Genomic DNA, 21,800 nt, shown 5'->3' with positions numbered 1-21,800 from the left:
TCAGTTCCGGCGAAGCAGGCGCTCGAAGTAATCGAGTTCTTCCTGCGGGCGCGAGGGGTCGCCGAGCTTGCGCCGCAACTCCTCCATGATCCGGCGGGCGCGCTGTACCGCGGATTCGTCGGCATTGGGCACCCGCACGTTGCCGTTCGAGAGGTCGCGCCCGCGGGTCGGACGTCCGAGTGGGTCGTCGTCGGCAGAGCCCGACCGGCCCTGCTGTCCCTGCGACTGCCCGTCCTGCTGGCCTTCACCCTGACCCTGGCCCTCGCCCTCGGCCATCTGCTGCATCTGCTTCTGCATGCCCTCGGCGCCGCGCTTCAGCCCGTCGAGGGCGCGGCCCTGCGCGTCCACCGCCTCGCCATTGCGGCCCTGGCCTAACGATTCCTCGGCCTCGCGCATGGCCTCCTCGGCATCCGACAGTCCCTCTTCCCCCTGAAGCCCCTGTTGCTTCATCCGGTTCTTGAGATCCTGGAGCTGTTCGCGCAGGCCCTGCTGGCGCTGGCCCATGTTCTGGCCCTGCTGCCCGCTGCCCTGACCTTGCTGGCCCTGTCCCTGGCCGCGCTGTCCCTGCTGGCCGCGGCCCTGCTGCCCCTGTTGGCCTTCCTGCCCTTCGCCCTGCTGGCCGGGCTGCTGCCCGCGCTGGCCTTGCTGGCCCGGCTGCGGCCTTTGGCGCTGGCCGGGACGCTGCTGGCCCTGCTGGCCTTCCTTGTAGGTCTCGTCGCGCAGCTCCTGCTGCTCGCGGGACATCTTGTCGAGTTCGTCGAGCTGCCGGTTCATCTCGGCCATGCCGCCGTCGGACTTCTGGCCGCCCTCGGCGTTCTGGAGGTTTTCGAGCACGTTGCGGAGCTGTTCGAGCAGGCGCTGGGCTTCCGCCGTGTCGCCACGCTGCATCGCCTCCTGCATGTCCTTGATCATCTTCTCCAGATCGTCGGGCGTGACGGTCTGGCCGTTCTGCCGCTGTTGCTGGCGCTCCGATTGCTGCCGGTTCTGCGGCTTCGCCCGCTGGGCGAACTCCTTCATGAACTTGTCGAGGGCCTGTTTCAGATCCTCGGTAAGCTTCTTGACCTCCTCGTCCGGCGCGTTGCGCTCGATCGCCTCCTTGAGGCGGTCCTGGGCAGCGCGCAGGGCCTTCTCGGCATCGGAGAGGTCGCCGTCCTCGATCTTGAGGGCCATCTCCCACAGGAGGTCGGCGACGCCTGTGAGATCCTCGTCCGATTTCGCCGCGCGCAGCCGGCTGGCGGCGGTGGTGAGGCCGAGGAAGATCGCCGGCTGCGGCGTGAACCGCTCCGGGGCGATCCGCAGGGCGTCCAGAGCGGTCTGGACCCGGCCGCGGTCGGCGTCGGGCGCTGTCACGAGGCGGCGGCGCTCCTCGGCCAGCGCGCGGGCGAGCGGCTGGCTGAAGGGGCGGGCCGGCAGCACGATCTCGGCGGTCTCGGTGCGGCCTTCCTGCCCGGCCTCGTCGCGCACCACGAGAGTGAGCCTCACCCGCGCGCCCGACCAGGGATTGTCGGTGAGATCGACCAGCGTCTTGGTGTCGGTCTCACCCGTCGCGTCGGCGGGGAGCGCCAGCGCGATCTTGGGCACCGGCACGAGCGAGCGGCCGGCCTTCAGCGGCTCGACCAGCCCTTCGGCAGAGGCGATGCCGTAATCGTCCTTGGCGCGGTAGCTGAGATTGAAGGTGCCGCGGCCGTTCACTTCGAGGTCCCCGACCCGGCGCACCTCCGGCGGCTGGTCGGGGATCGTCTCGATCACGAGGCGCTGCGGCTCCGAGCCGGAGGCGGCGATGCCGAGTTCGGCGGTGCCGCCCGCGAGCCGGAAGCGCTCCTCGCGCAAGGTCGCGCGGGTCTCGTTGGCCTTCGCGCCCCTCGCCTCGTTCTGGAGCGTGGGACGGGCGGAGGCGGCCTTCTCGTCCTTGGCCACGGGCACCAGTGCGGCGTTCGGGGTCAGCTCCGCCTCACCCTGGCCGGCGATGCGCACGATCAGGGTGGAATTGACCGGCGCGCGCAGGCGCTGCACCGGATCCTTCGGAGTCCCCGACATCGTCACGATCAGCGGCGGCACGCGGGTGTAGATCGGCGGGTCGATCCAGCCGTCGACGCGGAAGCTCGGCGCGGCGGCCTGGGGCTCGCGCCAGTCGAAGGCGGCGGCGACGCGCCCGCGCCATTCGGGGCCCGCCACGAACAGGGCGGCCAGCGCCGCGACGAGAACGCCCGCGCGGAGCGCCAGCGGATCGTGCCCCGGCATATGCGGGCGCGGGCGCCCGGCCTTCAGCCTCGCCACGGCGGCAGCCGCCCGCGACTGGTGCAGGGCCCAAAGCGCGCGGGTGACCGGATCGCTCTGGCCGACGGCGAGCGTGTCTTCGATCGACGAGGCTGGATCATGCGCGGTCCCGCCGTCGCGGGCCGCCTCGCGGTCGATCCGGGCGAGCGCCTCGCGCCGGCTCAGGGCGCGGAGCCGGACGACCGGCCAGAGCGCTGCGACAAGCAGAAGGGCAAAGAGCCCGAGCCCGATCATGCGCCCGAGCGGGGACACGTCGAGCCATAGGCCGAGCCAGGAGGCGGCGAGGAAGGCGAGGACGACGCCGAGCCCGCGCCACAGCACCGGCCAGGCCCGTTCCCACAGGCCCGCGGCCCGCGCCTGCGCCACCAGCCGGTCGAGGCGGTGGCGCGTCGCGCCCTGCGGATCGCCGCTGCTCGAATTCGTCCGTTCGGCCTCGCTCATCGTGTCCGGTCGCGGCTCCCGCGGGCGCCGGGCAGACGAGCCCCGCGCACGAATGAGGAAGCTAGCATGGTGACGGGCGCGCTCCGCCGGGTCAAATCCGCCCAGCCGCGCTTGGGGCGTTCAGGCGGCGGCCCGCGAGAATTCGCGGCCGATCCGGGCGGCGAGCGGCACGCTCGCTTGGTTCTTGCCCCTGGCCTCGATCTCGAAATCGCTCCAGGCGAGGTGCCGGGCAACGAGCGCGTTGACCGCCTCGTTCCACATGAGGTCGGAATGGGCGGCGAGATCGCGCCAGGAATGGCCCTGTTCCGAGAGCGCCGCGTAGTCCGGCAGGGTGCCGGTATCGTGCTCGGGCAGGACCGTTTCCCGTGAAACACTGATATGGCTCACCGGCCGCACCCCGCGCCAGGAGGCGATCACCGCCGGGATGCGCGCATCGTCGGGCTCGATATAGGCGCCGCGGCTCTCGACCCAGTGATGGTGGAGGTCGAGCACCACCGGCACGCGGTCGCCGAGCCGCAGCACCGCGTCGAGGCCGAACAGCGATTCGTCGTTCTCGACGGTCAGCAGGTTGCGCGCCGTCTCCGAGATCAGCGACAGGCTCTCGCGGAATCCCTCGATGCCGGGCTCGCGCCCGCCGATATGGATGTTCACGTGGGCGCCATGCGGGTGCCAGCCGGAGCCGTACCCCAGCATCGCCATCACCTCGGCATGGTATTCGAGTTCGGCGATGCCGTTTCGCTGCGCGTTCGGGTTGCGCGAGGCGATGATGCAGAACGGGCCGGGATGCATGCTCAGTCGCACGTCGCCTGCCCGCGCCTGCTCACCGATCCGGGCGAGGCCGGTCTCGATCAAGGCGCGCATTGGAGCTTGCGCATAGAGTGGCTCGGCCACCGGATGGGTGTAGCCGGGCAGCACCGAACTCGCCATGCGCAGCAGCCGCTCCAGGGGCGGCCGGGCCGACACCCAGGCGATCTGGCGTTCCAGCGCCGCGAGGTTGTGGCGCACCACGCCTTCCAGCTTCTCGAAGCGCGCGGTCGGCCCGAGGCGCTCCAGATGCGCCATCGTCACCGTGCCGAGATTCATCAGCTTGGCCGCATCCTTGGCGGCCTTGAGGGTTTTGTGGCTTGGATCAGGATCGGGGATGAAGGTGCAGCAGAAGCCGAGGCGAGGCGGCTGGGAAAGGTTCGGCTGGGAGGGGTTGGGCTTGCGCGACATGGGCCGATAACGCGTCACGGCCAGCTTCGGCCCCCGGTGAAATGCATCAATCCCCATCTTGGAAAGCATCCACCGCCGCGCCCGCGAGGTTGGCCGCCATCAGCCGCTCGGCCTCGCCCTCGACCGGCCGGAGATGTGTGCCTAGGGCCGCGATCCGCGCCGCCGCCTCGCGGGCAAGGCGGGTGGCGGTGGCGAGATCGACTGCCGCGAACCGCAAAGTCTCGCTCGGCCGGCGCTGGGCGATCCGTCGCAGGTCGGCGGAGATCACGGTGGCGATCTTCGGGTAGCCGCCGGTGGTCTGGCGGTCGGCGAGCAGGACGATAGGGCGCCCTGAGCCCGGCACCTGCACCGAGCCGGCCACGGTGGCGTCGGAGACGATGTTGAAGCCGCCCGGACCGTGGGCGATCTCCGGTCCGTCGAGCTGATAGCCCATCCGGTCGGCCAGGTTCGACACGGTGAAGGGTGCGCCGAGGAAGGTCGCGAGGCCGGCTTGCGAGAACAGGTCGTCCTGCGGCCCGAGGATTACGCGGATCGGGGCGTCGCGCTCCAGTGAGATCGGGTCGAGGCTCTGGTCCGCCTCGCCCGAGGCTGGGGCGGCGAGCGGCAGGCGGTCGCCCTCGCGGCATGCGCGTCCGTCGAAGCCGCCGAGGGCCGCGCGCTGGTGGAGCGCCCGGCTGCCCATGACGCTGCGCACCGGAAAGCCGCCGGCCGCCGCGAGATAGGCGAACACGCCCTCGCGCGGTCGTTCGACCGTCAATTCCGAGCCCTCGCGCAGGACGAAGGAGCGATGCGCGGCCAGCGGCTCGCCGTCGAGACGCAGCCCGCTCGGCGCGCCCGCCAGCGCAAGGCGCGCAGCCCCTCCCTCGACCCGCAGGCTCGCCCCAGCGAGGCCCAGTTCGAGCGCCGCCGCATCGGCCGGGTTACCGACGAGTCGGTTGGCAGCGGCGAAGGCGAGCGGGTCCATCGGCCCGGAGGCTGACAGGCCGAAGCGGAGATAGCCGCGCCGTCCGCCATCCTGAAGCGAGGCCGCACCGGTGAGGCGGGCGAGATGGAGGTGGGCGCTCACCCCTCGCACAGCTCAGCCACCGGCTCGCCGGCCTCCGCCGCAGCGGCGAGCGCGTCCCAGCGCTCGGCCGGGGTCGGGACGAAGCGGACCCGGTCGCCGGGGCGGAGCAGGAAGACGGGGTCGCGCTCGGGCACGAAGGTCTTTTCAGGGGTTCGCCCGAGAAGATGCCAGCCGCTCGGGGCCGCGATGCTCGCCACCAGCGCCTGGGCGCCGCCGATGGAGATGGTGCCGGCGGGTGTCACCGGGCGCGGGCTGGGGCGGCGCGACAGGGCGAGGCCGGGATCGAGCCCTTCGAGATAGGCGTAGCCCGGCAGGAAGCCGATCATCGCGACCCGGTATTCCGGGGCGCTGTGGCGCGCGATCACCGCTTCGGGCGTGAGCCCGTGATGCGCGGCGACCGCATCGAGGTCGATCCCGAACGCGCCGCCATAGACCACGGGGATGCGCCATAGGCGCGGGGTCGGGACCGCCGCGAGCGGTTCGCTTGCGAGCGCCAGCACGGCGCGGCCGAGTTCGGCCGGGTCGGCGCGGATTGGGTCGAGATGGACGGTCAGCGAGCGGTAGGTCGGCACGGTTTCCACCACGCCGGGGAGGGCCCGCTGCGCGAGCGCCGCGTCGAGGGCCAGCACGCGGGCGCTGAGGCCCGCGTCGATGCTTGAGCCGAACTCGATGGTGAAGGCCGTGTCTCCGCAGGGCAGCAGCCGCGGCGCGTCGTGCGTCATGAGCGGCAGGTTACCCAATCGGGCGGCCCGCTGCGAGACGTCGATTTTTAGAACCCCGCCGCGAGGCGGTGGGGCACCGCCGCCCGCCCGGCGGCTGCGGCCTGGCGGTAGAGGCCGCGATGCTGGGAATCGGGCACCAGCGCCTCGGTGAGGCCGATCACGGTCTCGGCCGCGCCCAGCAGCAGCGCCCCGTCGGGGGTGAGCGTCTTGGCGATTCGCTCCAGCACGTCGGTCTTGGTCGGCGCGTCGAAGTAGATCAGCACGTTGCGGCAATAGACGATGTCGAACTGGCCGAGATGCTCGAACGGGTTCAGCAGGTTGAGCGGCCGGAAGCTCACCATCCCGGCAAGCGCCGGGCTGATGCGCCACTGCTCGCCGACCTGGGTGAAGTGCTTCACGAGGAGCTGGACGGGCAGGCCCCGCTGCACCTCGAAATGGCTGTAGAGGCCGAGCCGCGCCTTCTCCAAGACCTCCGTCGAGAGGTCGGTGCCGACGATCTCGACCTGCCAGCCGGCGAGCTGCGCCGCGGCTTCCTGGATCATCATCGCGAGCGAGTACGGCTCCTGTCCCGTGGAGGCCGCCGCCGACCAGATCCGCAGGCGGCGCTGGGATGCGCGTGCCGCGATGGCTTTCGGCAGCAGCACGTCGCGGAACAGGTCGAACGGCGCGCGGTCGCGGAAGAAGAACGTCTCGTTGGTGGTCATCGCCTCGACCACGGCCTTCTCCAGCGGCCCCTCGCGGGACAGGCGCAGGGTGCCGACGAGGTCGCTCAGCGTCGCGATCCCGAAGCGGCGGCAGACGGGGGTGAGTCGGCTCTCCACGAGGTAGCGCTTCTCCGCGCCGAGGCTGAGCCCGGAGCGCTTCCTGAGATAGTCGCGCAGGAACGCGAAATCCGCCTCGGTCATCAGACCCGGTCTCCGATCGCGCTGCGCAGGGCCGGTCCGATGTCGGGGAGCGGGAGGACGGCGTGGCACAGGCCCGCCTTGGCGACGCTGCCGGGCATGCCCCAGACCGTGCTGGTGGCCTCGTCCTGAGCCAGGAGGATGCCGCCGGCCTCGACCAGCGCGCGGGCGCCCGCCGTGCCGTCCGAGCCCATGCCGGTGAGGATGACGCTCAGCGTCGACCCGCCGTAGAGGGCGGCGGCATCGAGGAACATCACGTCCACCGCCGGGCGGCAGAAGTTCACCGGCGGCCCGTCGTCGAGGCGGATGACGGTCTCGGCCGCGGAGCCTGCGAGCCGCATGTGGCGCCCGCCCGGGGCGACGTAGATGCGGCCGGGCTGCAACCGCTCGTCGGCCTTGCCCTCGGCCGCCGGCAGCCCGATCCGGGCGCCGAGATGCTCGGCGAAGACGGCGGTGAAGACCGGCGGCATGTGCTGCACGATCAGGACCGGCAGGCGCCGGAGTGTCGCCGCGCCGATCTTCTCCAGCACCTCGCCGACCGCCCGCGGGCCGCCGGTGGAGGAGCCGACCAGCAGGACGCGCGGCGGCGTCACGGTGCGGGGCTTCGGGCGAAGCGTCACCGTACCCGACAGGCGCGAGACCGCCGGTGCGGCGGGCGCGGCGGAAGCGGCGGCCTCGACCGCGGTCGGCGCGGGCCGGCGCCGGGCGCGGGCGGCGCCGAACACACGGATGCGCTCGATCAGGTCGTTGCGGAAGCCGTCCGAGGTGGTGACGCCGCGGTTGCTCTCGGGCTTGGGGATGTAATCGACCGCGCCGAGCGCGAGGCAGCGCAGGGAGACGTCGGCGTTGCGCTGGGTCAGCGTTGACATCATCACGACCTGGATGCCCGGCTGCTTGGCCAGCATCAGCGGCAGGGCCTGGATGCCGTCGAGTTCCGGCATCTCGATGTCGAGCAGCACCACGTCGGGGTTGCAGCGGGCGAGCGCGTCCACGGCGGCGCGGCCGTTGGGCGCGGTGGCGACCACCTCGTGACCCGCCTCCCCGAGCCAGCGGGAGACGAGCCCCCGCACCACCGCCGAGTCGTCGGCGACCAGCACCTTGATCGGGCTGCGCGCCGCCGGAGCCTGTGCGACGGCCGGGAATGCCGACATGGGGGGAACTCGTTTCCGGGGGAGCGAGGGAGGGGCGGAGGCCTGGGCAAGCCCCCGGAGACGGATCAGGCGGCTTCGGACGGACGCACCGCGAAGCCGACCTGATCGAGCTTGGCCATCATGATCTCCCGGTCGAAGGGCTTCATGATGTACTCGTCGGCACCCGCATGCAGGGCCCGGGCGATGGCGCCGACATCGTTCTCGGTGGTGCAGAACAGAACCTTCGGCCGGTCGCCGAGCGGGGACTGGCGCAGGCGCCGCAGCACCTCGTAGCCGTCCATGTTCGGCATGTTCCAGTCGAGCAGGATCACCGTCGGCATCGCTTCCGCGCACATCGCCAGCGCCGTGGCGCCGTCCTCCGCATCGCGGACGCTGAAGTCGAGGGTCTCCAGGATACGGCGGGCGACCTTGCGGATCACCGCCGAGTCATCGACGATCAGGGCCGTTTTCGCCGCGTTCTTGGTCGAGCCGGTCATCATGAGCGCACCCCTTGGCTTCAGGCGACCTTCGCCTCGCGGGCGTCGCCGAAGGCGAGCAGCGCATCGACGTCGAGGATGACAAGGAGGCGCCCGTCGAGGCGGTGGACGCCGAGCGAGAGGTCGCGCCAGCGGGGATCGAGGTTGATCGGCACCGGCTCCTGCGTCTCGGCGCCGAGCTTCAAGACCTCGCCGACACCGTCGACGATGAGCGCGAAGGTCTCGCCCGCCTGTTCCAGGCCGATCGCCATCTCGGCGGCACCCGCCTCGCGGCCGGGGATGCCGAGGCGGCGGCGCAGGCACAGGGCCGTGACGACCCGCCCGCGCAGGTTCAGGAGGCCGACGATTTCCCGGGGTGCGAGCGGCACCGGGGTGATGCCGGCGGGCACGAACACGTCGTGCACCCGGTCGATGGTGAGCCCGAACATCGTCTCGCCGACGAAGACGGTGACGTAGTCGGTGGTGTCGGTGGGAACGGTGTTTCCGTTGGCGGCCTGCATGGCGGCGTGTCCTCTTCCGGTCCGTTCGTGGTTCAGGCCGCGACGCGGGCGTCGGCGGATTGGGCGGCTTCGCCGATCTCGGCGAGCGCTGCCAGGAGGCCGCTGCGGTCGAACTTGGCGACGAGATCGCTGATCGCGAGGCGCCGTGCCTGTTCGATGGCGTCGGGGGCGACCGTGCCGGTGAGCGCGATCACCGGCATCTCGGCCAGCCGCCCGCCGCTCTTGCGCATGGCGGCGACGAGGTCGAAGCCGCTGCGGCCGGGCATGTCGAGATCGCTGACCACGAGGTCGATGCCGGCATTGCCCTTGAGCATACCGAGCGCTTCCTCTGCCGATGCCGCGGTCGTCACGCCGTAGCCCGCCGCCTTGAGCACGGGGGTGAGCATGTCGCGGAAGAAGGCCGAGTCGTCCACGAGCAGGAGCGAGGGCGCCTTGACCACCGTCTTGCGCGGGCCCCGCGCCCAGTCGTCGTAGGCGAGCGGTAGGAAGTGGGCGATGTTGATGATGTCGGTCGCCCGGCCCCGCAGCACCGCCGAGCCGATGAGGTCGGAGCGGTCGGCCGCGATCTCGATGTCGAGGCGCTCCTCGACGATGTCGACGATCTCGTCCACGACGAGGCCCATCGCCCGGTCGCCATCGGAGAACACGACGAGCGCCTGGTTGCCCTCCGAGCGGATCGGAACCGCAGGATCGGCCGGCACCAGCGGCATCAGGCGGCCGCGGTACTGGATCAGCGGACGCCCGCCGAGATGCTCGATCTTCGAGGCGTCGATCTCTTCGAGGCGCGTGACGAGGGAGAGCGGCACGGCCTTGAAGCCGCCGGCACCCCCCTTGAACACGAGGAGCGTCGCCTTGGCGTCACCAGCCTCGACCTCCTCGGACTCGGTCTCCGTCGCTGCACCCGACTGCGCGCTCTGGCCCACCAGCTTGGCGACGCCGTTGGGATCGACGATCAGCACCACGGCGCCGTCGCCGAGGATCGTGTTGCCGGCAAACAGCGGGATGTGCCGCAGCTTCGACGACATCGGCTTCACGACGATCTCTTCCGTGTGGAAGACTTCGTCCACGAGCACGCCGAAGCGCTGCCGGCCGACCTGGGCCACCACCACGAAGCCGGACTCGACGACTTCGCCCTCCTCGACGGTCGCCTGCCCGCGCATCAGCCCGTCGAGGGTGACGATCGGCAGGAGCCGCTCGCGCAGGCGCAGCACCGGCGCGCCGTGGATGCGCTCGATCGAGTTCGCGCTGGTGTTGTCGCCCTTGGGATCGACCCGCACCAGTTCGAGCACCGCGATCTGCGGCACGGCGTAGCGCTGTGCGCCGGCCTTGACGATCAGCGCCGAGACGATGGCGAGCGTCAGCGGGATCTTGATGGTGAAGGTGGTGCCCTTGCCCAGCTCGGTGGCGATGTCGACCACGCCGCCGATGGTCTCGATGTTGGTCTTGACCACGTCCATGCCGACGCCGCGGCCGGAGACCGAGGTGATCGCCTTGGCGGTCGAGAAGCCGGCGTGGAAGATGAACTTCGCGACCTGCGCGTCGGTCATCCGCTCGATGTCGGCGGCGGGCGCGAAGTTTCGCTCGATCGCCTTCTTGCGGATCGCGGCGAGGTCGAGGCCCTTGCCGTCGTCGGCGATCTCGATCGTGATCGTGCCGCCCTCGTGGTAGGCGGAGAGGCGGATCGAGCCGCGGGCGGGCTTGCCGGCCTTGAGGCGCTCGTTGGTGGACTCGATGCCGTGGTCGGCCGAGTTGCGCACCATGTGGGTGAGCGGGTCCTTGATGACGTCGAGCACCTGGCGGTCGAGTTCGGTCTCGGCGCCCGACATCACGAGGTCGATGCCTTTGCCAAGTTCGGCCGAGAGGTCGCGCACGACGCGGGGCAGCTTCTGCCACGCATTGCCGATCGGCTGCATGCGCGTCTTCATCACGCCTTCCTGCAGCTCGGCCGTGACGTGGCTGAGGCGCTGGAGCGGAACCTTGTAGCCGGAATCCTCGTGGCGGCGGGCGATCTCGAGGAGCTGGTTGCGGGTCAGCACCAGTTCCGAGACCATCGTCATCAGGTGCTCGATGGTGTCGACGTTCACACGGATCGTCTGCACCTTGGCGGCCACCGCGCTCTCACCGCCCTCGGCGGAGGGGGCGGCAGCGGCGGCGGGACGTTCGGCAGCCTGGATCGGGGCCGCCGGCTCGGGCGCGCTCTCGAAGGCCGGCTCGTCGGCTGCGAGGACGGGTGCCGGGGCGTCCATGGCCGCAAAGTCGTCGGGGCCGGGGGCTTCCATGAAAGCCCGCTCGAGGTCGTCCAGCGAGACTTCGCCGGGCTTGAGCTCGCGCTCGACGATCGGCGGCAGCTCGGGCAGGGGCGGCGGCGCGGCGGCGGCGGGCGATTCCTCGGAGGCCATCGCCTCCAGGGCCCCGATCAGGTCTTCGTCGGCGCCGGCCGGCTCGGAGCCGGTGGCTTCCAAGTCGCCGAGGATCGCCTTGAGACGGTCGAGGGTGGCCAGGATCAGCGTGACCGAGGCGCCGCTGACGGGATAGCCGTCGCGGAAACGCCCCATCAGGGTCTCGGCGGCGTGCGCCAGCGCTTCGAGGCGCGGCAGGCCGAGAAACCCGCACGTCCCCTTGATGGTGTGGACGAGCCGAAAGATGTTGCGCAGGATCTGCTGGTTATTGGGGTCCTGTTCGAAACGGACCAGCTCCGCATCGACGGTGTCCAGATGCTCGGCGCTCTCGACCAGAAACTCGCGAAGCAGATCGTCCATGGGGGGGTACTCGTCTACGCGCACAAAGGGACGTGCGACGAGCACTCTCGCCTCGGAAAGTTATGGAAGCGTTGAGGGCGGGGGCCGACTTCACAATTGTTTTGAGAAGACGGCCGCAAGAATTCGCCGCGACCCGCCTCCGCTCACTTCCCCGCGCGATGGTTGCGGCGCGGCCGCCTCAGGCGAGCTGCGTGTCTGGCGGGGCGCTATCGGAGGGGCGCTCGTCCTCGATGCTGGGGGCGGGAGCGCCGGGCAATCCGACCGCAGCCTCGGTCGGCGTGGCGGCGACCGTCACCTCGTCGCCCTCGATGGTGAAGCGCACGTCCATCGCCGCCGCGCGGGCGACGAGGCCGGCATAGAACGGCAGGATGCCGTGGGCGTCGACGGTGCCGCCCTCGGGCGTGCCGGCGATCAGCCCCTCGACATGGGGCGGGATGCGCGCATGGCTGCCCTTGGCGCGCAGGACGAAGCGCGGGGCGTCGCCGCCGCCGGTCACGGCCACGTCGATCAGACCGCCGCGCGGGATCGCGCTCGACGCGATCACCACGAGGTTGAGCAGCAGCTTGACCTTGTTCTTGGGAAACAGCGCCTGCGGTGCGCTCCAGGCGATCTGCGTCTTCTCGTCGGCGAACATGGCCTTCGAGACCTTCTCGGCGTCGGCCAGATCGATCGAGGCGCCGGCCGATCCCGCCGCGCCGAAGGCGATCCGGGCGAACTGGATCCGGGCCGAGGCGGTGCGCGCGCTCTTGCGGATCAGCTCGAGGGCGAATTCGCGCATCGAGGGGTCGTCGTCGTCCTCCAGCACTTCGAGCCCGTTCACGATCGCGCCGATCGGGCTGATCACGTCGTGGCACACGCGCGAGCACAGCAGCGCCGAGAGGTCGAGGGCGTCGAGGGTGAGGCTGCTGGTACCGCTCATGGCGCGCTCCGTTCCCGGCTGTCGAAACCGGCTGTCGAAAGTAGTGCCGTCGATCGCTGAGGTGGCCTGCCCCCTCGGATGCCGCGGACACCGGATGGGCCCAAGCGAATAGTCACCGGCGACCGCTTTGGAAAGCCGCCGACATCAATCCGACTGGTTCGCCGGTCGCGCGCGACGGCACCCCGGCAGATCCCGGCCCCCGTTGCGGCGCTCATTTCGCGGTGAAGGCCGCCGCGACGGCACAAGTGTCCCCAATTCGCCGCAACCGGCGCTCATGGGGATCGGGTCACGCAGGCTTGCGCACCGAATTTGCTCAAGACTCGGATCGACAAGCCCCTTTCCTTCATTGATGACATTGCGATGACCGCCCTTGCTCCCGTCCCGTCGGCGTCCCTGACGGCCCCCGTTCCGGCCGCGATGCGAGACGCCATCGCGGAGCAGCTCGCCGGCATCGCCTGCGAGGCCGGGCGTATTCTGAAGGGCTATCACGGCAGCGACTGCCCCCACGTCATCAAGCCCGACGGCTCGCCCGCCAGCCTCGCCGACACCCGCTCCGAGGAGCTGATCGTCACGGCCCTGAGGCAAGCTTTCCCCGGCATCCCGGTGATCGCCGAGGAGACCTCCGGCACCGCGCAGCCCGCCGCGCTGTTCTTCCTCGTCGATCCGCTCGACGGCACCCGCGACTTCCTGGCCGGCAACGAACAGTACTGCGTCAATATCGGCCTGATTCAGGGCGACCGCCCGATCGCCGCCGGCTTGGCGGCGCCGGGTCTCGGCCGGGTCTGGGCGGCGGGCACCACCGCCCGCGAGGCGCCGATCCGCGAGGGGCGGCCGGGCGCGTTCCAGGCCGTGGGCGTGCGCGCTGCCCCCGCCGACGGTCTCGTCGCCCTCGTCAGCCGCCTGCACGGCGACAGCGACACCGATGCCTGCCTGGAGCGCCTGCCGGTCGGCGAGCGGCGGGTCGCCTCCTCGGCGCTCAAGTTCTGCCTGATCGCGGCGGGCGAGGCGGATATCTACGTGCGCTGCGTCCCCACCATGGAGTGGGACACGGCGGCCGGCGACCACGTGCTGACCATGGCTGGCGGGCGCGTCGTCGGGCCCGACGGCGCGACGATCACCTATGGCCACCATGCCCGCTTCTACCGCAACGGCCCCTTCGCGGCGCTGGCTTCGGCGGCCTACCGCGACGCGCTCGACCTGCCGCAGCACAGCGCCGTGTCGTATTTCGACCGGCGCCGCGCCGGAGGGGCGGGTTCGCCGGATGCGGTCCAGGAGGCCTGAGGCCGCGGCAAGTCGCTTAACCGACCGTTAACCCAAACTTGACTTGATCGGACCCGAGACTGCGCGCTCCCTGCGTGCCTCGATCCGATGCCGCTTCCGTTGAGGGCAGCGCCCGCGAGGCCGGCATGGAAGGGCGGGTCAAGAGAGCCAGTCAAGGGAGCCGGTAGGGAGACCGACATGCCGCACGATCCCATCCGCACCGGGGGCACGACCCGCCGCGCCGCCTTGCTCGGCCTCTCGGCCGGGGTGTCCGGCGGGCTCCTGGCCGGGGCCGTCCCGGCTCTGGCCTATCAGGACGACGGCGTGCGCCCGGACTCGTTCCGCGCCGCCGAGGTGGTCGAGAACGGGCACCGCTTCTTCGGCAGCGTGTCCCGCGGCCTCGCTCTGACCGTCGAGGAGGCGACCCGGCGCTGGGGCGAGCCCAACGGCTACATCCTCGGACAGGAGGCGTCCGGCGCCATCGTCGGCGGCCTGCGCTTCGGCGAGGGCACGCTCTACACCCGCAATGCCGGGCAGCGCCGGATCTACTGGCAGGGGCCGACGCTCGGCTTCGATGTCGGCGGCGACGGCGCGCGCACGATGATGCTCGTCTACAACCTGCCCGCCGTGCGCGACCTCTACCGCCGCTTCGGCGGCGTCGACGGCTCGGCCTACTTCATCGGCGGCTTCGGCATGACGGCGGTGACCGACGGCGGCATCATCGTGGTGCCGATCCGTTCCGGCGTCGGCGCCCGGCTCGGAATCAATATCGGCTACCTGAAATTCACCGGCCGCCCGACCTGGAACCCGTTCTGATCGTCTTCCGAGCGACCCCCACCAGCGCCTGATGCGATGCGGCGTGATGGCTCGGAGAAAGGGGGCAGGTGTCGGTGGGAGGCGTGCCTGCGACAAGCGCCCGCCGACGCTTGAAGCTGGAGCGAAGACACGGCGCTTGCCTCCGCGCGGGCAAGACGGGCAAAAGACGCAGCGGCCGGATCTGCCCGGCCGAGGCGGCGTGAGGGCCCCTTCGTGATCGAGACCGTAATGATCTTCGGGCTCGGCTTCCTCCTGGCGAGCCTGTGCGCCCTGACGATCCTGCCGACCGTGAGCGCCCGCGCCGGCCGTCTCGCCCGGCGGCGGATCGAGGCGACCCTGCCGGTGAGCGTGTCCGAGGTCGTGGCCGAGCGCGACCATTTGCGCGCGGAGTTCGCCGTCGCGCAGCGCCGGCTGGAGCGGAAGGCCGAGGCGGTGGCCGCCCGGCGCCACGCCGACATGGCCGCCATCGGCACCCGCACCATGGAGGCCGAGGCCGCGGTTACCGCCCGGATCCTCAGCGAGGCCGAGGTGGCCCGCGCTCTCGAGCGCATCGCCGGGCTCGACCGGGATCTCGCCCGTGCGCGGGCCGAGGGCGAGACGGGGCTCGCCACCCTGCATGCCCTGGAAGAGGCTCACCGCGCGATCCTCGACGATCTCAAGGCGACGCGCCGGATGCAGACCGCGACCGCGCCGTCGGGCGCCGAGGGTGAGACCGTCGGATACACCTCCACGGCGGCCGAGATCGAGGCGCTGCGCGCCGAACTGACGGCGGCCCAGGCTACGCTGGCCGCACGCGGGAGCGACGACACCGCCGAGCTGCGCCGCCGCATCGGCGAGGTCGCCGACGCCTTGGCGCGCCGCGACCGCTTGCCCCAAGACCGCTTGCCCCAAGACCGTCTGCCCCAAGCCGGAGGCTTTCCGGCCGCGTCGCCCGCGCTCGCCGAGAGCTGAAACGCACCGAGCGGAGCCGATCGGGGGCCTACTCTGCTCCCGTCCCGTCGAGCGTCCGTTTCAGCGTCTCCTTCAGCCTCCCTTGCCCCGTCCGGCACGAGCCCGTAAGCACCGAACCATCTTGCGGTTGCCCCGGACCCGCCTTGTTTCGAACAAGCGAGGGCATCATCGCGCCCGGACCTCCTCTCACGAATCTCTTCCCACGAACCGCGATCGAGCGAACATCATGGCTTTGAAGCTGACGCCCCTGGTTCTCGCCCTCACGGGCGCGGTCGCCGTGTTGGCTGCTCCGGCACAGGCGCAGCAGTCGAAGCGCGGCAACGAGACGCTCAAGAAGTACTGCACCGGCGATTACCTCAGCTATTGCGGCAATCTCGACCCGGACGATCCGGCCACCGATCAGTGCTTCAAGACCAACTGGGCCAAGCTCTCCGAGAACTGCCGCCGGGCGATCGATGCCTACGCGCCGCCGAAGGATTCGCAGCGCGGCAACAAGAAGAGCTGAGGGCCACGCGGGGGGCAACGGAAGCGGGCGCGCGCCGAGCATTCTGCGCCGAGCGCGCATCGTCCCGCCCGAGACGCCGCGGCCCACCTTTCGGGGCGAAGCCCCAACGGCTAAGCTGGCGCCGCCCAGCCGGGAAAGACCGCCGGAAACCTCGATGCCCGCCTCTTCCGCCCGCCTCTCGATCCTGATCGCGCTCGGCCTCACCCTGGCCTGCACGGCCTGTGGCCGGCGCGGCAGCCTGGAGCCGCCGGGTGCGGCCCTGTCCGAAACCGCTCCGAGGACGCGGCCCGGCGTTCCCGCCTCGTCGCGGAGCCTGCCGGGCAGCACGGTCTCCGTGGGCGATCGCGGCGCGGCCCCCGATCCGGAAGCCGTGCAGGCGGGCGACGAACTGAGCGCCGCGGCGATCCCCGCGGGCGGCGACGGTGTTCCGGTCACGACCTCCCGCGGATCCAAGCGCGGCTACCGGATCCCCAAGGAGCCGTTCATCCTCGATCCGCTTCTGTAGCGGGCCGCCGGAGCGTAACCGGATCGCGGCGGGCTCGCGGAACGTCCGATCGTCGAGCCTCCCCCTCCGGCCATGCCGGGACACCGGGCGTTTTGTGACAGACACGTAGACAGCGCACCGCGCATGGGGGCATTCGGATGCGCCGCTCCCCATCCGGCGGGCGCGGCGGCGGATTCTCCTGACATGCACCACTTCCACTATCGGGACGGGCGCCTCCATGCCGAGGACGTCGATCTGACGGCCCTGGCCGAGGAGGTCGGCACGCCGTTCTACTGCTACAGCACCGCGACGCTGGAGCGTCACTACCGCGTCTTCGCCGAGGCCTTCGCGGGCGACGACGCCCTAGTGTGCTTTGCCATGAAGGCAAACTCGAACCAGGCGGTGCTCGCCACCCTCGCGCGTCAGGGCGCGGGCATGGACATCGTCTCCGAGGGCGAATTGCGCCGGGCGCTCGCTGCGGGCGTGCCGGGGGAGCGCATCGTCTTCTCCGGCGTCGGCAAGACCCGCGAGGAGATGGCCGCCGCGCTCGACGCGAACATCCTCTGCTTCAACGTCGAGAGCGAGCCGGAACTCGCCGCCCTGTCCGAGGTCGCCGCCGCGCGCGGGCGCAAGGCGCCGGTCTCGATCCGGGTGAACCCGGATGTCGATGCGCTGACCCATGCCAAGATCTCGACCGGCAAATCCGACAACAAGTTCGGCATCCCGATCTCCCGCGCCCGCGCGGTCTATGCCGGGGCCGCTCGGCTGCCGGGCCTCGAGATCGTCGGCGTCGATGCGCATATCGGCAGCCAGATCACCGACCTGACCCCGTTCGACAACGCCGCGCGCCTGCTCTGCGAACTGGCCCGCGACCTGCTCGCCGACGGGCACCGGCTGCACCACGTCGATTTCGGCGGCGGGCTCGGCATTCCCTATCGCGACGACAACGCGCCCCCGCCCGATCCGGCAGCGCTCGCCGCGATCCTGCGCCCGCATTTCCGGCCGCTCGGCCTGCGTCCGGTCTTCGAGATCGGGCGGATGATCGCGGGCAATGCCGGCATCCTCGTCACCCGCGTGATCTACGTGAAGCCGACGGAGGAGAAGACCTTCGTCATCGTCGACGGGGCGATGAACGACCTGATCCGCCCGACGCTCTACGAGGCCTTCCACGCCCTTCGCCCGGTGCGCGAGCCCGCCCCGGACACCCCCCGACTGACGGCGGACGTGGTCGGTCCGGTCTGCGAGAGCGGCGACTATCTGGCACTGGGGCGCGAGATGCCGACCGTGGCGCCGGGCGACCTCATCGCCGTCATGAGCGCGGGCGCCTACGGCGCGGTCCAGGCCGGCACCTACAACAGCCGCCGCCTCGTGCCGGAGGTGCTGGTGAGCGGCGACCGCTCGGCTGTGGTGCGCCCGCGCCCGAGCTACGACGACCTGATCCGCCTCGACCGCCTGCCCGATTGGCTCGCGTGACGCTCTCGGCGGAGCCCGCGCGGCCCGCTGCCCGTTGCGTGAGGACGCCGCCCGTCCGAGAAGACCGCCCATGAAGACTGCCGATTGCGATATCCTGATCCTGCCGGGCTATGCCGGCTCCGAGGAGGAGCACTGGCAGGCGCGCTGGGCGGCGCGGCTCAAGACCGCGCGGATCGTCGCGCAGGACGACTGGCACCGGCCCGATCCGGAGGCCTGGCGGGCCCGCGTCGCGGAGGCGGTGGCGGCGGCGACCCGGCCGGTGATCCTCATCGCCCACAGCCTCGGCGTCGTCGCGGCGGTGGAGGCCGCGCCGCGCTTCCCCGAAGGCGTCGTGCGCGGGGCCCTGCTGGTGGCCTTCCCCGATATCGAGGCGGGCGCCGACCTGCCCGAGAGCGTGCGCGCCTTCGGGCCGGTGCCGCGCGATCCGCTGCCCTTCCCGTCGCTGCTGGTGGCCAGCCGCACGGACCCGCACTGCACCTACGAGCGGGCGGAGGACTACGCCTATGCCTGGGGCTCGGCCCTGGTCGATGCGGGCGAGGCCGGCCACATCAACGTCGCGAGCGGGCACGGGCCCTGGCCGGAGGGGTTGATGCGGCTGGCGGGTTTCCTCGCCCCGCTCTGAGCCGGGCTGAGCCGCCTGAGCGGCTGAGGTGCCAGTCGAATAGAAGATGATCCATCAGGGGTTTGTTGGAATTTCCATCAAATGCATGGGAATGCAGTTCTAAAAAGTTCCTACGGTGTTGGGGCGAATCGGGAACTTAAATTTCCTTAATTGCTTTCTCCGGGCAGACCGGCCGGCAATGCCGGTTGGATAATTCCGGAGGGACGCAATCGTGACGCTCACGAAGACCATCGCTACCGCCACCGCTTTCGCCTTCATCGCCGGTTCCGCGCTCGCCGCGCCGTGCAACACCGGCAGCACCAACGCCAAGGCCCCCGGCGATTCCGCCGCAGCGAACAGCAGCACCGGCAGCGGCGCCGATTCGGGTTCGAAGAACCTCGCGGGCGGCCAGCAGCCGGCCTCGCCCGGAACGGTCGGCGCGATGAACAACGTCGGCGCGGGCCAGGGCGTCGGCAACAAGCCGGGCTCGGAGCAGACCGCCTCGGCCAAGAACACCGCCGGCGGCGAGCAGCCGGCTGCCCCCGGTACGGTCGGCGCGATGAACGCCGCCGGTCATGACCAGAAGCTCGGCGAGAAGAAGGGCGGCGACGACTGCTGATCGTCGCACTCACTCAGCCGTAGAGAAAAGAAGCTCCCGAGCCGGACGGCTCGGGAGCTTCTCATTTTCAGGGCGCTGCCCCGATCCCCGCCAAAGGCATGATCCCTTTGGGATCTCGTTATTCCTTGGGCTCGCTGTTGCGGAAGAGTTGGCCCGCGACGTCATTTACGGTGGGCGGGCTGACGCGGACGAAGGGGAGCGGCCGGCAGACGGCCAGCGCCGCGAGGCCGAAGCGGGCCGTCATCAAGCCGTTGAGCACGCCCTCGCCGAGCTTGGCCGAGACGCGGGCGGCGAGGCCGAGACCGAGCACCTGATGCAGCATGCCCTCGCCCACCGCCATGCCGCCGGTGACGGTAAGGTGAGCGAAAGCGGCGCGGGCGAGCCGGAGGAAGCCGAGCAGGCCGGGCCGCCCGCCGTAGATCGCCGCGATCCGGCGCAGAAGCCGGGCGGCGGAGAACACCACGAAGGCGACATCGACGATGGCCCGCGGGCTCAGCGCCGTCACCGCCGAGACCTGGCTCGCGGCCTGGGCGATCGCCGCCTTGGCCTGCCGGTCGAGGGGGATAAGCAACTCGCCCTCGGCCAGGGCCAGACGGTCGTCCACGTCGAGGATCGCATCGCCCACCGCGTCGAGCCGGCGGATGGCGCCTGCCAGCGCCGGCCGGTCGGCGTAGAAGCCGCGCAGCTCCTGCACCACGCCCTGCGCCGCGGTGTGGTCGCGGGTCGAGAGGGCGGCCAGCGCACGCTCGCGCAACGCCTCGATCTTGCGCTCGCGCCAGACGCCCAGCGCCTCGCGGGCGACGATGGCCGTCAGCGCGATCATGGCGACGGCGAGGAGCGCCAGCGCAACCCAGCCGAGCCAGGGCGCGGTGGCGAACAGATCGGCGATCAGCCGTTCCAGCGAGAGGCCGACGGCGATGGTGACGAGGCCGCCGAGCGCGCTGAACAGGATCGACAGCCAGGGCGCGCGGCGCTTGGGCGCCACCGGCACGGCGACGCCGTCGGCGGCGTCCACGATCTCGTAGGGCTCGTCGACGAGGCGCACCTCCGGCCGCGGCGGCGCCTCGGCGGTGGCGGCCTCCGGCGGAGGCTGGTCGGCGGCGGGGATGCGGAAGGCGCGCGGGCGCTGCGGGTTGGTCACGTCAGCTTGTCCCCGATCAGGAACTGCATGGCCCGGTCGAGCCGGATTTGCGGCAGGTGCCCGGCACGGCCGAGCGCGTCGGGCTTCACCGGCGGTGGGCGAAAGCGCGGGAAGCGGAACGAGCCTGCCGGAACCGCGCCGTCGAGCACCGCCTGCGGGTCGGCGGGCAGTTCGCCGGGAAACACCGCGGCCTCCGAGAGCCCGTCGAAGATCTCGTCGCCGACATGCTCGCCCGCCTCCGGCGTGCCGGAGACCGCGCGCAAGACCTCGCCGCCATCGTGCACCGTGGTTTCGCGGGTGGCGCGGACGGAGGCGAGCGCCACGGTACCGACCCGCGCGCCTGCGGCCTCGGTGCGGCGCATCGCCCGCGAAACGAGGAGGCGCAGGAGCGCGTCGAGCCGGTCGTGGCTCGATTGGTGGAGGTGGTCGGCCTTAGTCGCGGCGAACATGATCCGCTCGGCCCGCGGCGCGAAGAAGCGCGAGAGCAGGCTGTTGCGCCCGATCCGGAAGGCGAGCAGCACCGCGTCCAGCGCCTCCTCCAGTTCGGCCAGCGCCGCGGGCCCGGAATCGACCGCCGAGAGCACATCGACCAGCACGATCTGCCGATCGACGCGCTGGAAATGTTCGCGGAAGAACGGCTCCACCACCTTGCTCTTGTAGGCCTCGAAGCGCCGCTCCATCAGCGCGCCGAGGCTGCCGGGCACCTGGGCTTCCTCCAGGCGGTCGAGGGGGGCGAAGGTCAGCATCGGCGAGCCGGCGAGATCGCCCGGCATCAGGAAGCGCCCCGGCGGCGTGGTGGCGACCGATTCCGCGCCCGCGCGCAGCGCCCCGAGATAGGCCTTGAAGGCGTTGGCCGCGCGCTCGGCCAGCACCTCGTCGAGGGGCGCCGCGGGGTCGAGTTCCTGCATGAGAGCGAGCCAGGGCGCGGCGATCGCGGCCCGCCCCGCCCGGCGGGTGCCGGCAATGGTCGCGCGCGACCACGCCACGTAGCTCTGATCGACGAGCGCGAGGTCGAGCAGCCATTCGCCGGGATAGTCCACCACGTCGAGCATCAGCGTGCCCGGACCCGAGCGCCAGCCGCCCGCGCGCTCGTACTCGATCTCCAGGCGGAGCTGGCTGATCCGGTCGGTGGAGCCCGGCCAGCGCCGGGCCTCGGTGAGCGCGGAAAAGTTCTCCTCGAAGGGGAAGCGCGGCACGTCGTCGTCGGGCTGCGGCACGAGCCGCGCCCGGCGCAGGCGTCCTCCTTGCGCCGGCTCGAAGGCCGGCAGCGCGTGGCCCTCCACGAGATGGTGGATCAGCGCGGTGGTGAACACCGTCTTGCCGGAGCGGGCGAGACCGGTGACGCCGAGCCTCAGCGTCGGCTGGATCAGGAGATCGCTGGAGGCTTCGGCGAAGGCCTTGATCGCGGAGCCCGCTTGCGCGGCATAGTCGAAGAGGGGCGGCAAGGCAGGCTCTGGCGGCAGGCTTCGTCGGGGAAGCGGGACGGGCTGTCAGGTGGCGCGGGGCGGCCGCGATCTCAAGA

General features: G+C 71.3%; 20 protein-coding genes. 8 read left to right on the top strand and 12 right to left on the bottom strand.

Translation table 11 applies throughout. From position 1 onward, the window contains the following. The 10 genes from J2W78_RS19905 to chpT form a co-directional block, all read right to left on the bottom strand. The gene (locus J2W78_RS19905; RefSeq protein ID WP_253373336.1) at positions 1–2,718 is read right to left on the bottom strand and encodes a TIGR02302 family protein; all 2,718 of its coding nucleotides are present in this window, start codon (positions 2,716–2,718) and stop codon (positions 1–3) included. A 120-nt stretch (positions 2,719–2,838) separates the two neighbouring features. After that, the gene (locus J2W78_RS19900) at positions 2,839–3,933 is read right to left on the bottom strand and encodes a UV damage endonuclease UvsE (protein ID WP_253374096.1); all 1,095 of its coding nucleotides are present in this window, start codon (positions 3,931–3,933) and stop codon (positions 2,839–2,841) included. A gap of 46 nt (positions 3,934–3,979) precedes the next feature. Further along, complete coding sequence (locus J2W78_RS19895) at positions 3,980–4,999, bottom strand: biotin-dependent carboxyltransferase family protein (protein WP_253373335.1); 1,020 nt, start codon at positions 4,997–4,999, stop codon at positions 3,980–3,982. After that, entirely contained in the window at positions 4,996–5,721 is a 726-nt protein-coding gene (pxpB, locus tag J2W78_RS19890) for a 5-oxoprolinase subunit PxpB (protein ID WP_253373334.1), read from the bottom strand. The genes J2W78_RS19895 and pxpB overlap by 4 nt, the downstream gene beginning before the upstream one ends. Before the next feature lie 47 nt (positions 5,722–5,768). After that, positions 5,769–6,626: a CheR family methyltransferase gene (locus J2W78_RS19885; protein WP_253373333.1), complete on the bottom strand. Its 858-nt coding sequence runs from the start codon at positions 6,624–6,626 to the stop codon at positions 5,769–5,771. Continuing rightward, a complete protein-coding gene (locus tag J2W78_RS19880; protein WP_253373332.1) occupies positions 6,626–7,774 on the bottom strand; it encodes a protein-glutamate methylesterase/protein-glutamine glutaminase in 1,149 nt (382 codons plus the stop codon). The genes J2W78_RS19885 and J2W78_RS19880 overlap by 1 nt, the downstream gene beginning before the upstream one ends. A 65-nt stretch (positions 7,775–7,839) precedes the next feature. Beyond that, positions 7,840–8,250, bottom strand: coding sequence for a response regulator (locus J2W78_RS19875; RefSeq protein WP_253374095.1), 411 nt, complete (start codon positions 8,248–8,250; stop codon positions 7,840–7,842). 20 nt (positions 8,251–8,270) lie between these two features. After that, complete coding sequence (locus J2W78_RS19870) at positions 8,271–8,750, bottom strand: chemotaxis protein CheW (RefSeq protein WP_253373331.1); 480 nt, start codon at positions 8,748–8,750, stop codon at positions 8,271–8,273. Positions 8,751–8,782: 32 nt separating this feature from the next. Continuing rightward, positions 8,783–11,509: a hybrid sensor histidine kinase/response regulator gene (locus J2W78_RS19865; RefSeq protein WP_253373330.1), complete on the bottom strand. Its 2,727-nt coding sequence runs from the start codon at positions 11,507–11,509 to the stop codon at positions 8,783–8,785. Between the two features lie 178 nt (positions 11,510–11,687). Further along, positions 11,688–12,428, bottom strand: a complete 741-nt coding sequence (gene chpT / locus J2W78_RS19860; protein ID WP_253373329.1) for a histidine phosphotransferase ChpT — start codon at positions 12,426–12,428, stop codon at positions 11,688–11,690. Between the two features lie 360 nt (positions 12,429–12,788). Here chpT and J2W78_RS19855 point away from each other — a divergent pair, with 360 nt between their 5' ends. The 8 genes from J2W78_RS19855 to J2W78_RS19820 all read left to right on the top strand — a co-directional run bounded on the left by J2W78_RS19855 (position 12,789) and on the right by J2W78_RS19820 (position 19,137). Continuing rightward, positions 12,789–13,709: a 3'(2'),5'-bisphosphate nucleotidase CysQ family protein gene (locus J2W78_RS19855; RefSeq protein WP_253373328.1), complete on the top strand. Its 921-nt coding sequence runs from the start codon at positions 12,789–12,791 to the stop codon at positions 13,707–13,709. Positions 13,710–13,886: 177 nt separating this feature from the next. Further along, positions 13,887–14,504 carry a DUF1134 domain-containing protein gene (locus J2W78_RS19850; protein WP_253373327.1) on the top strand — a complete coding sequence of 206 codons (618 nt, stop codon included), beginning with the start codon at positions 13,887–13,889 and terminating at the stop codon, positions 14,502–14,504. Positions 14,505–14,732: 228 nt separating this feature from the next. Next, positions 14,733–15,455 (top strand): hypothetical protein, encoded by a 723-nt coding sequence (locus J2W78_RS19845; protein WP_253374094.1) that lies wholly within the window; start codon positions 14,733–14,735, stop codon positions 15,453–15,455. Between the two features lie 226 nt (positions 15,456–15,681). After that, on the top strand, positions 15,682–15,960 hold the full coding sequence (locus tag J2W78_RS19840; protein WP_003597646.1) for a hypothetical protein: 279 nt from the start codon (positions 15,682–15,684) through the stop codon (positions 15,958–15,960). Positions 15,961–16,114: 154 nt separating this feature from the next. Then, positions 16,115–16,465 carry a hypothetical protein gene (locus J2W78_RS19835; protein WP_253373326.1) on the top strand — a complete coding sequence of 117 codons (351 nt, stop codon included), beginning with the start codon at positions 16,115–16,117 and terminating at the stop codon, positions 16,463–16,465. Positions 16,466–16,648: 183 nt separating this feature from the next. After that, complete coding sequence (gene lysA / locus J2W78_RS19830) at positions 16,649–17,917, top strand: diaminopimelate decarboxylase (protein WP_253373325.1); 1,269 nt, start codon at positions 16,649–16,651, stop codon at positions 17,915–17,917. Positions 17,918–17,987: 70 nt separating this feature from the next. Further along, on the top strand, positions 17,988–18,539 hold the full coding sequence (locus tag J2W78_RS19825) for an RBBP9/YdeN family alpha/beta hydrolase (RefSeq protein ID WP_253373324.1): 552 nt from the start codon (positions 17,988–17,990) through the stop codon (positions 18,537–18,539). 211 nt (positions 18,540–18,750) lie between these two features. Continuing rightward, positions 18,751–19,137 carry an exopolysaccharide production protein YjbE gene (locus J2W78_RS19820; protein ID WP_253373323.1) on the top strand — a complete coding sequence of 129 codons (387 nt, stop codon included), beginning with the start codon at positions 18,751–18,753 and terminating at the stop codon, positions 19,135–19,137. Between the two features lie 118 nt (positions 19,138–19,255). Here J2W78_RS19820 and J2W78_RS19815 read toward each other — a convergent pair whose 3' ends face one another. Further along, positions 19,256–20,278, bottom strand: a complete 1,023-nt coding sequence (locus tag J2W78_RS19815; protein ID WP_253373322.1) for a YcjF family protein — start codon at positions 20,276–20,278, stop codon at positions 19,256–19,258. After that, a complete protein-coding gene (locus J2W78_RS19810) occupies positions 20,275–21,723 on the bottom strand; it encodes a YcjX family protein (RefSeq protein ID WP_253373321.1) in 1,449 nt (482 codons plus the stop codon). Before J2W78_RS19810 ends, J2W78_RS19815 begins: the two co-directional genes overlap by 4 nt. Positions 21,724–21,800 lie beyond the last annotated feature (77 nt).

This window comes from Methylorubrum extorquens (genome assembly GCF_024169925.1).
Taxonomy (GTDB): domain Bacteria; phylum Pseudomonadota; class Alphaproteobacteria; order Rhizobiales; family Beijerinckiaceae; genus Methylobacterium; species Methylobacterium extorquens_A.
Note: the sequence above shows the minus strand (reverse complement) of the source record. Positions and strands in the feature narration are given on the sequence as shown.

Excerpts from the sequence above, each read along its gene's own strand:
- J2W78_RS19905 (WP_253373336.1), bottom strand. The coding sequence starts at position 2,718 with ATGAGCGAGGCCGAACGGACGAATTCGAGCAGCGGCGATCCGCAGGGC.
- J2W78_RS19900 (WP_253374096.1), bottom strand. The coding sequence starts at position 3,933 with ATGTCGCGCAAGCCCAACCCCTCCCAGCCGAACCTTTCCCAGCCGCCT.
- pxpB (WP_253373334.1), bottom strand. The coding sequence starts at position 5,721 with ATGACGCACGACGCGCCGCGGCTGCTGCCCTGCGGAGACACGGCCTTC.
- J2W78_RS19885 (WP_253373333.1), bottom strand. The coding sequence starts at position 6,626 with ATGACCGAGGCGGATTTCGCGTTCCTGCGCGACTATCTCAGGAAGCGC.
- J2W78_RS19880 (WP_253373332.1), bottom strand. The coding sequence starts at position 7,774 with ATGTCGGCATTCCCGGCCGTCGCACAGGCTCCGGCGGCGCGCAGCCCG.
- J2W78_RS19875 (WP_253374095.1), bottom strand. The coding sequence starts at position 8,250 with ATGACCGGCTCGACCAAGAACGCGGCGAAAACGGCCCTGATCGTCGAT.
- J2W78_RS19870 (WP_253373331.1), bottom strand. The coding sequence starts at position 8,750 with ATGCAGGCCGCCAACGGAAACACCGTTCCCACCGACACCACCGACTAC.
- J2W78_RS19865 (WP_253373330.1), bottom strand. The coding sequence starts at position 11,509 with ATGGACGATCTGCTTCGCGAGTTTCTGGTCGAGAGCGCCGAGCATCTG.
- chpT (WP_253373329.1), bottom strand. The coding sequence starts at position 12,428 with ATGAGCGGTACCAGCAGCCTCACCCTCGACGCCCTCGACCTCTCGGCG.
- J2W78_RS19855 (WP_253373328.1), top strand. The coding sequence starts at position 12,789 with ATGACCGCCCTTGCTCCCGTCCCGTCGGCGTCCCTGACGGCCCCCGTT.
- J2W78_RS19850 (WP_253373327.1), top strand. The coding sequence starts at position 13,887 with ATGCCGCACGATCCCATCCGCACCGGGGGCACGACCCGCCGCGCCGCC.
- J2W78_RS19845 (WP_253374094.1), top strand. The coding sequence starts at position 14,733 with ATGATCTTCGGGCTCGGCTTCCTCCTGGCGAGCCTGTGCGCCCTGACG.
- J2W78_RS19840 (WP_003597646.1), top strand. The coding sequence starts at position 15,682 with ATGGCTTTGAAGCTGACGCCCCTGGTTCTCGCCCTCACGGGCGCGGTC.
- J2W78_RS19835 (WP_253373326.1), top strand. The coding sequence starts at position 16,115 with ATGCCCGCCTCTTCCGCCCGCCTCTCGATCCTGATCGCGCTCGGCCTC.
- lysA (WP_253373325.1), top strand. The coding sequence starts at position 16,649 with ATGCACCACTTCCACTATCGGGACGGGCGCCTCCATGCCGAGGACGTC.
- J2W78_RS19825 (WP_253373324.1), top strand. The coding sequence starts at position 17,988 with ATGAAGACTGCCGATTGCGATATCCTGATCCTGCCGGGCTATGCCGGC.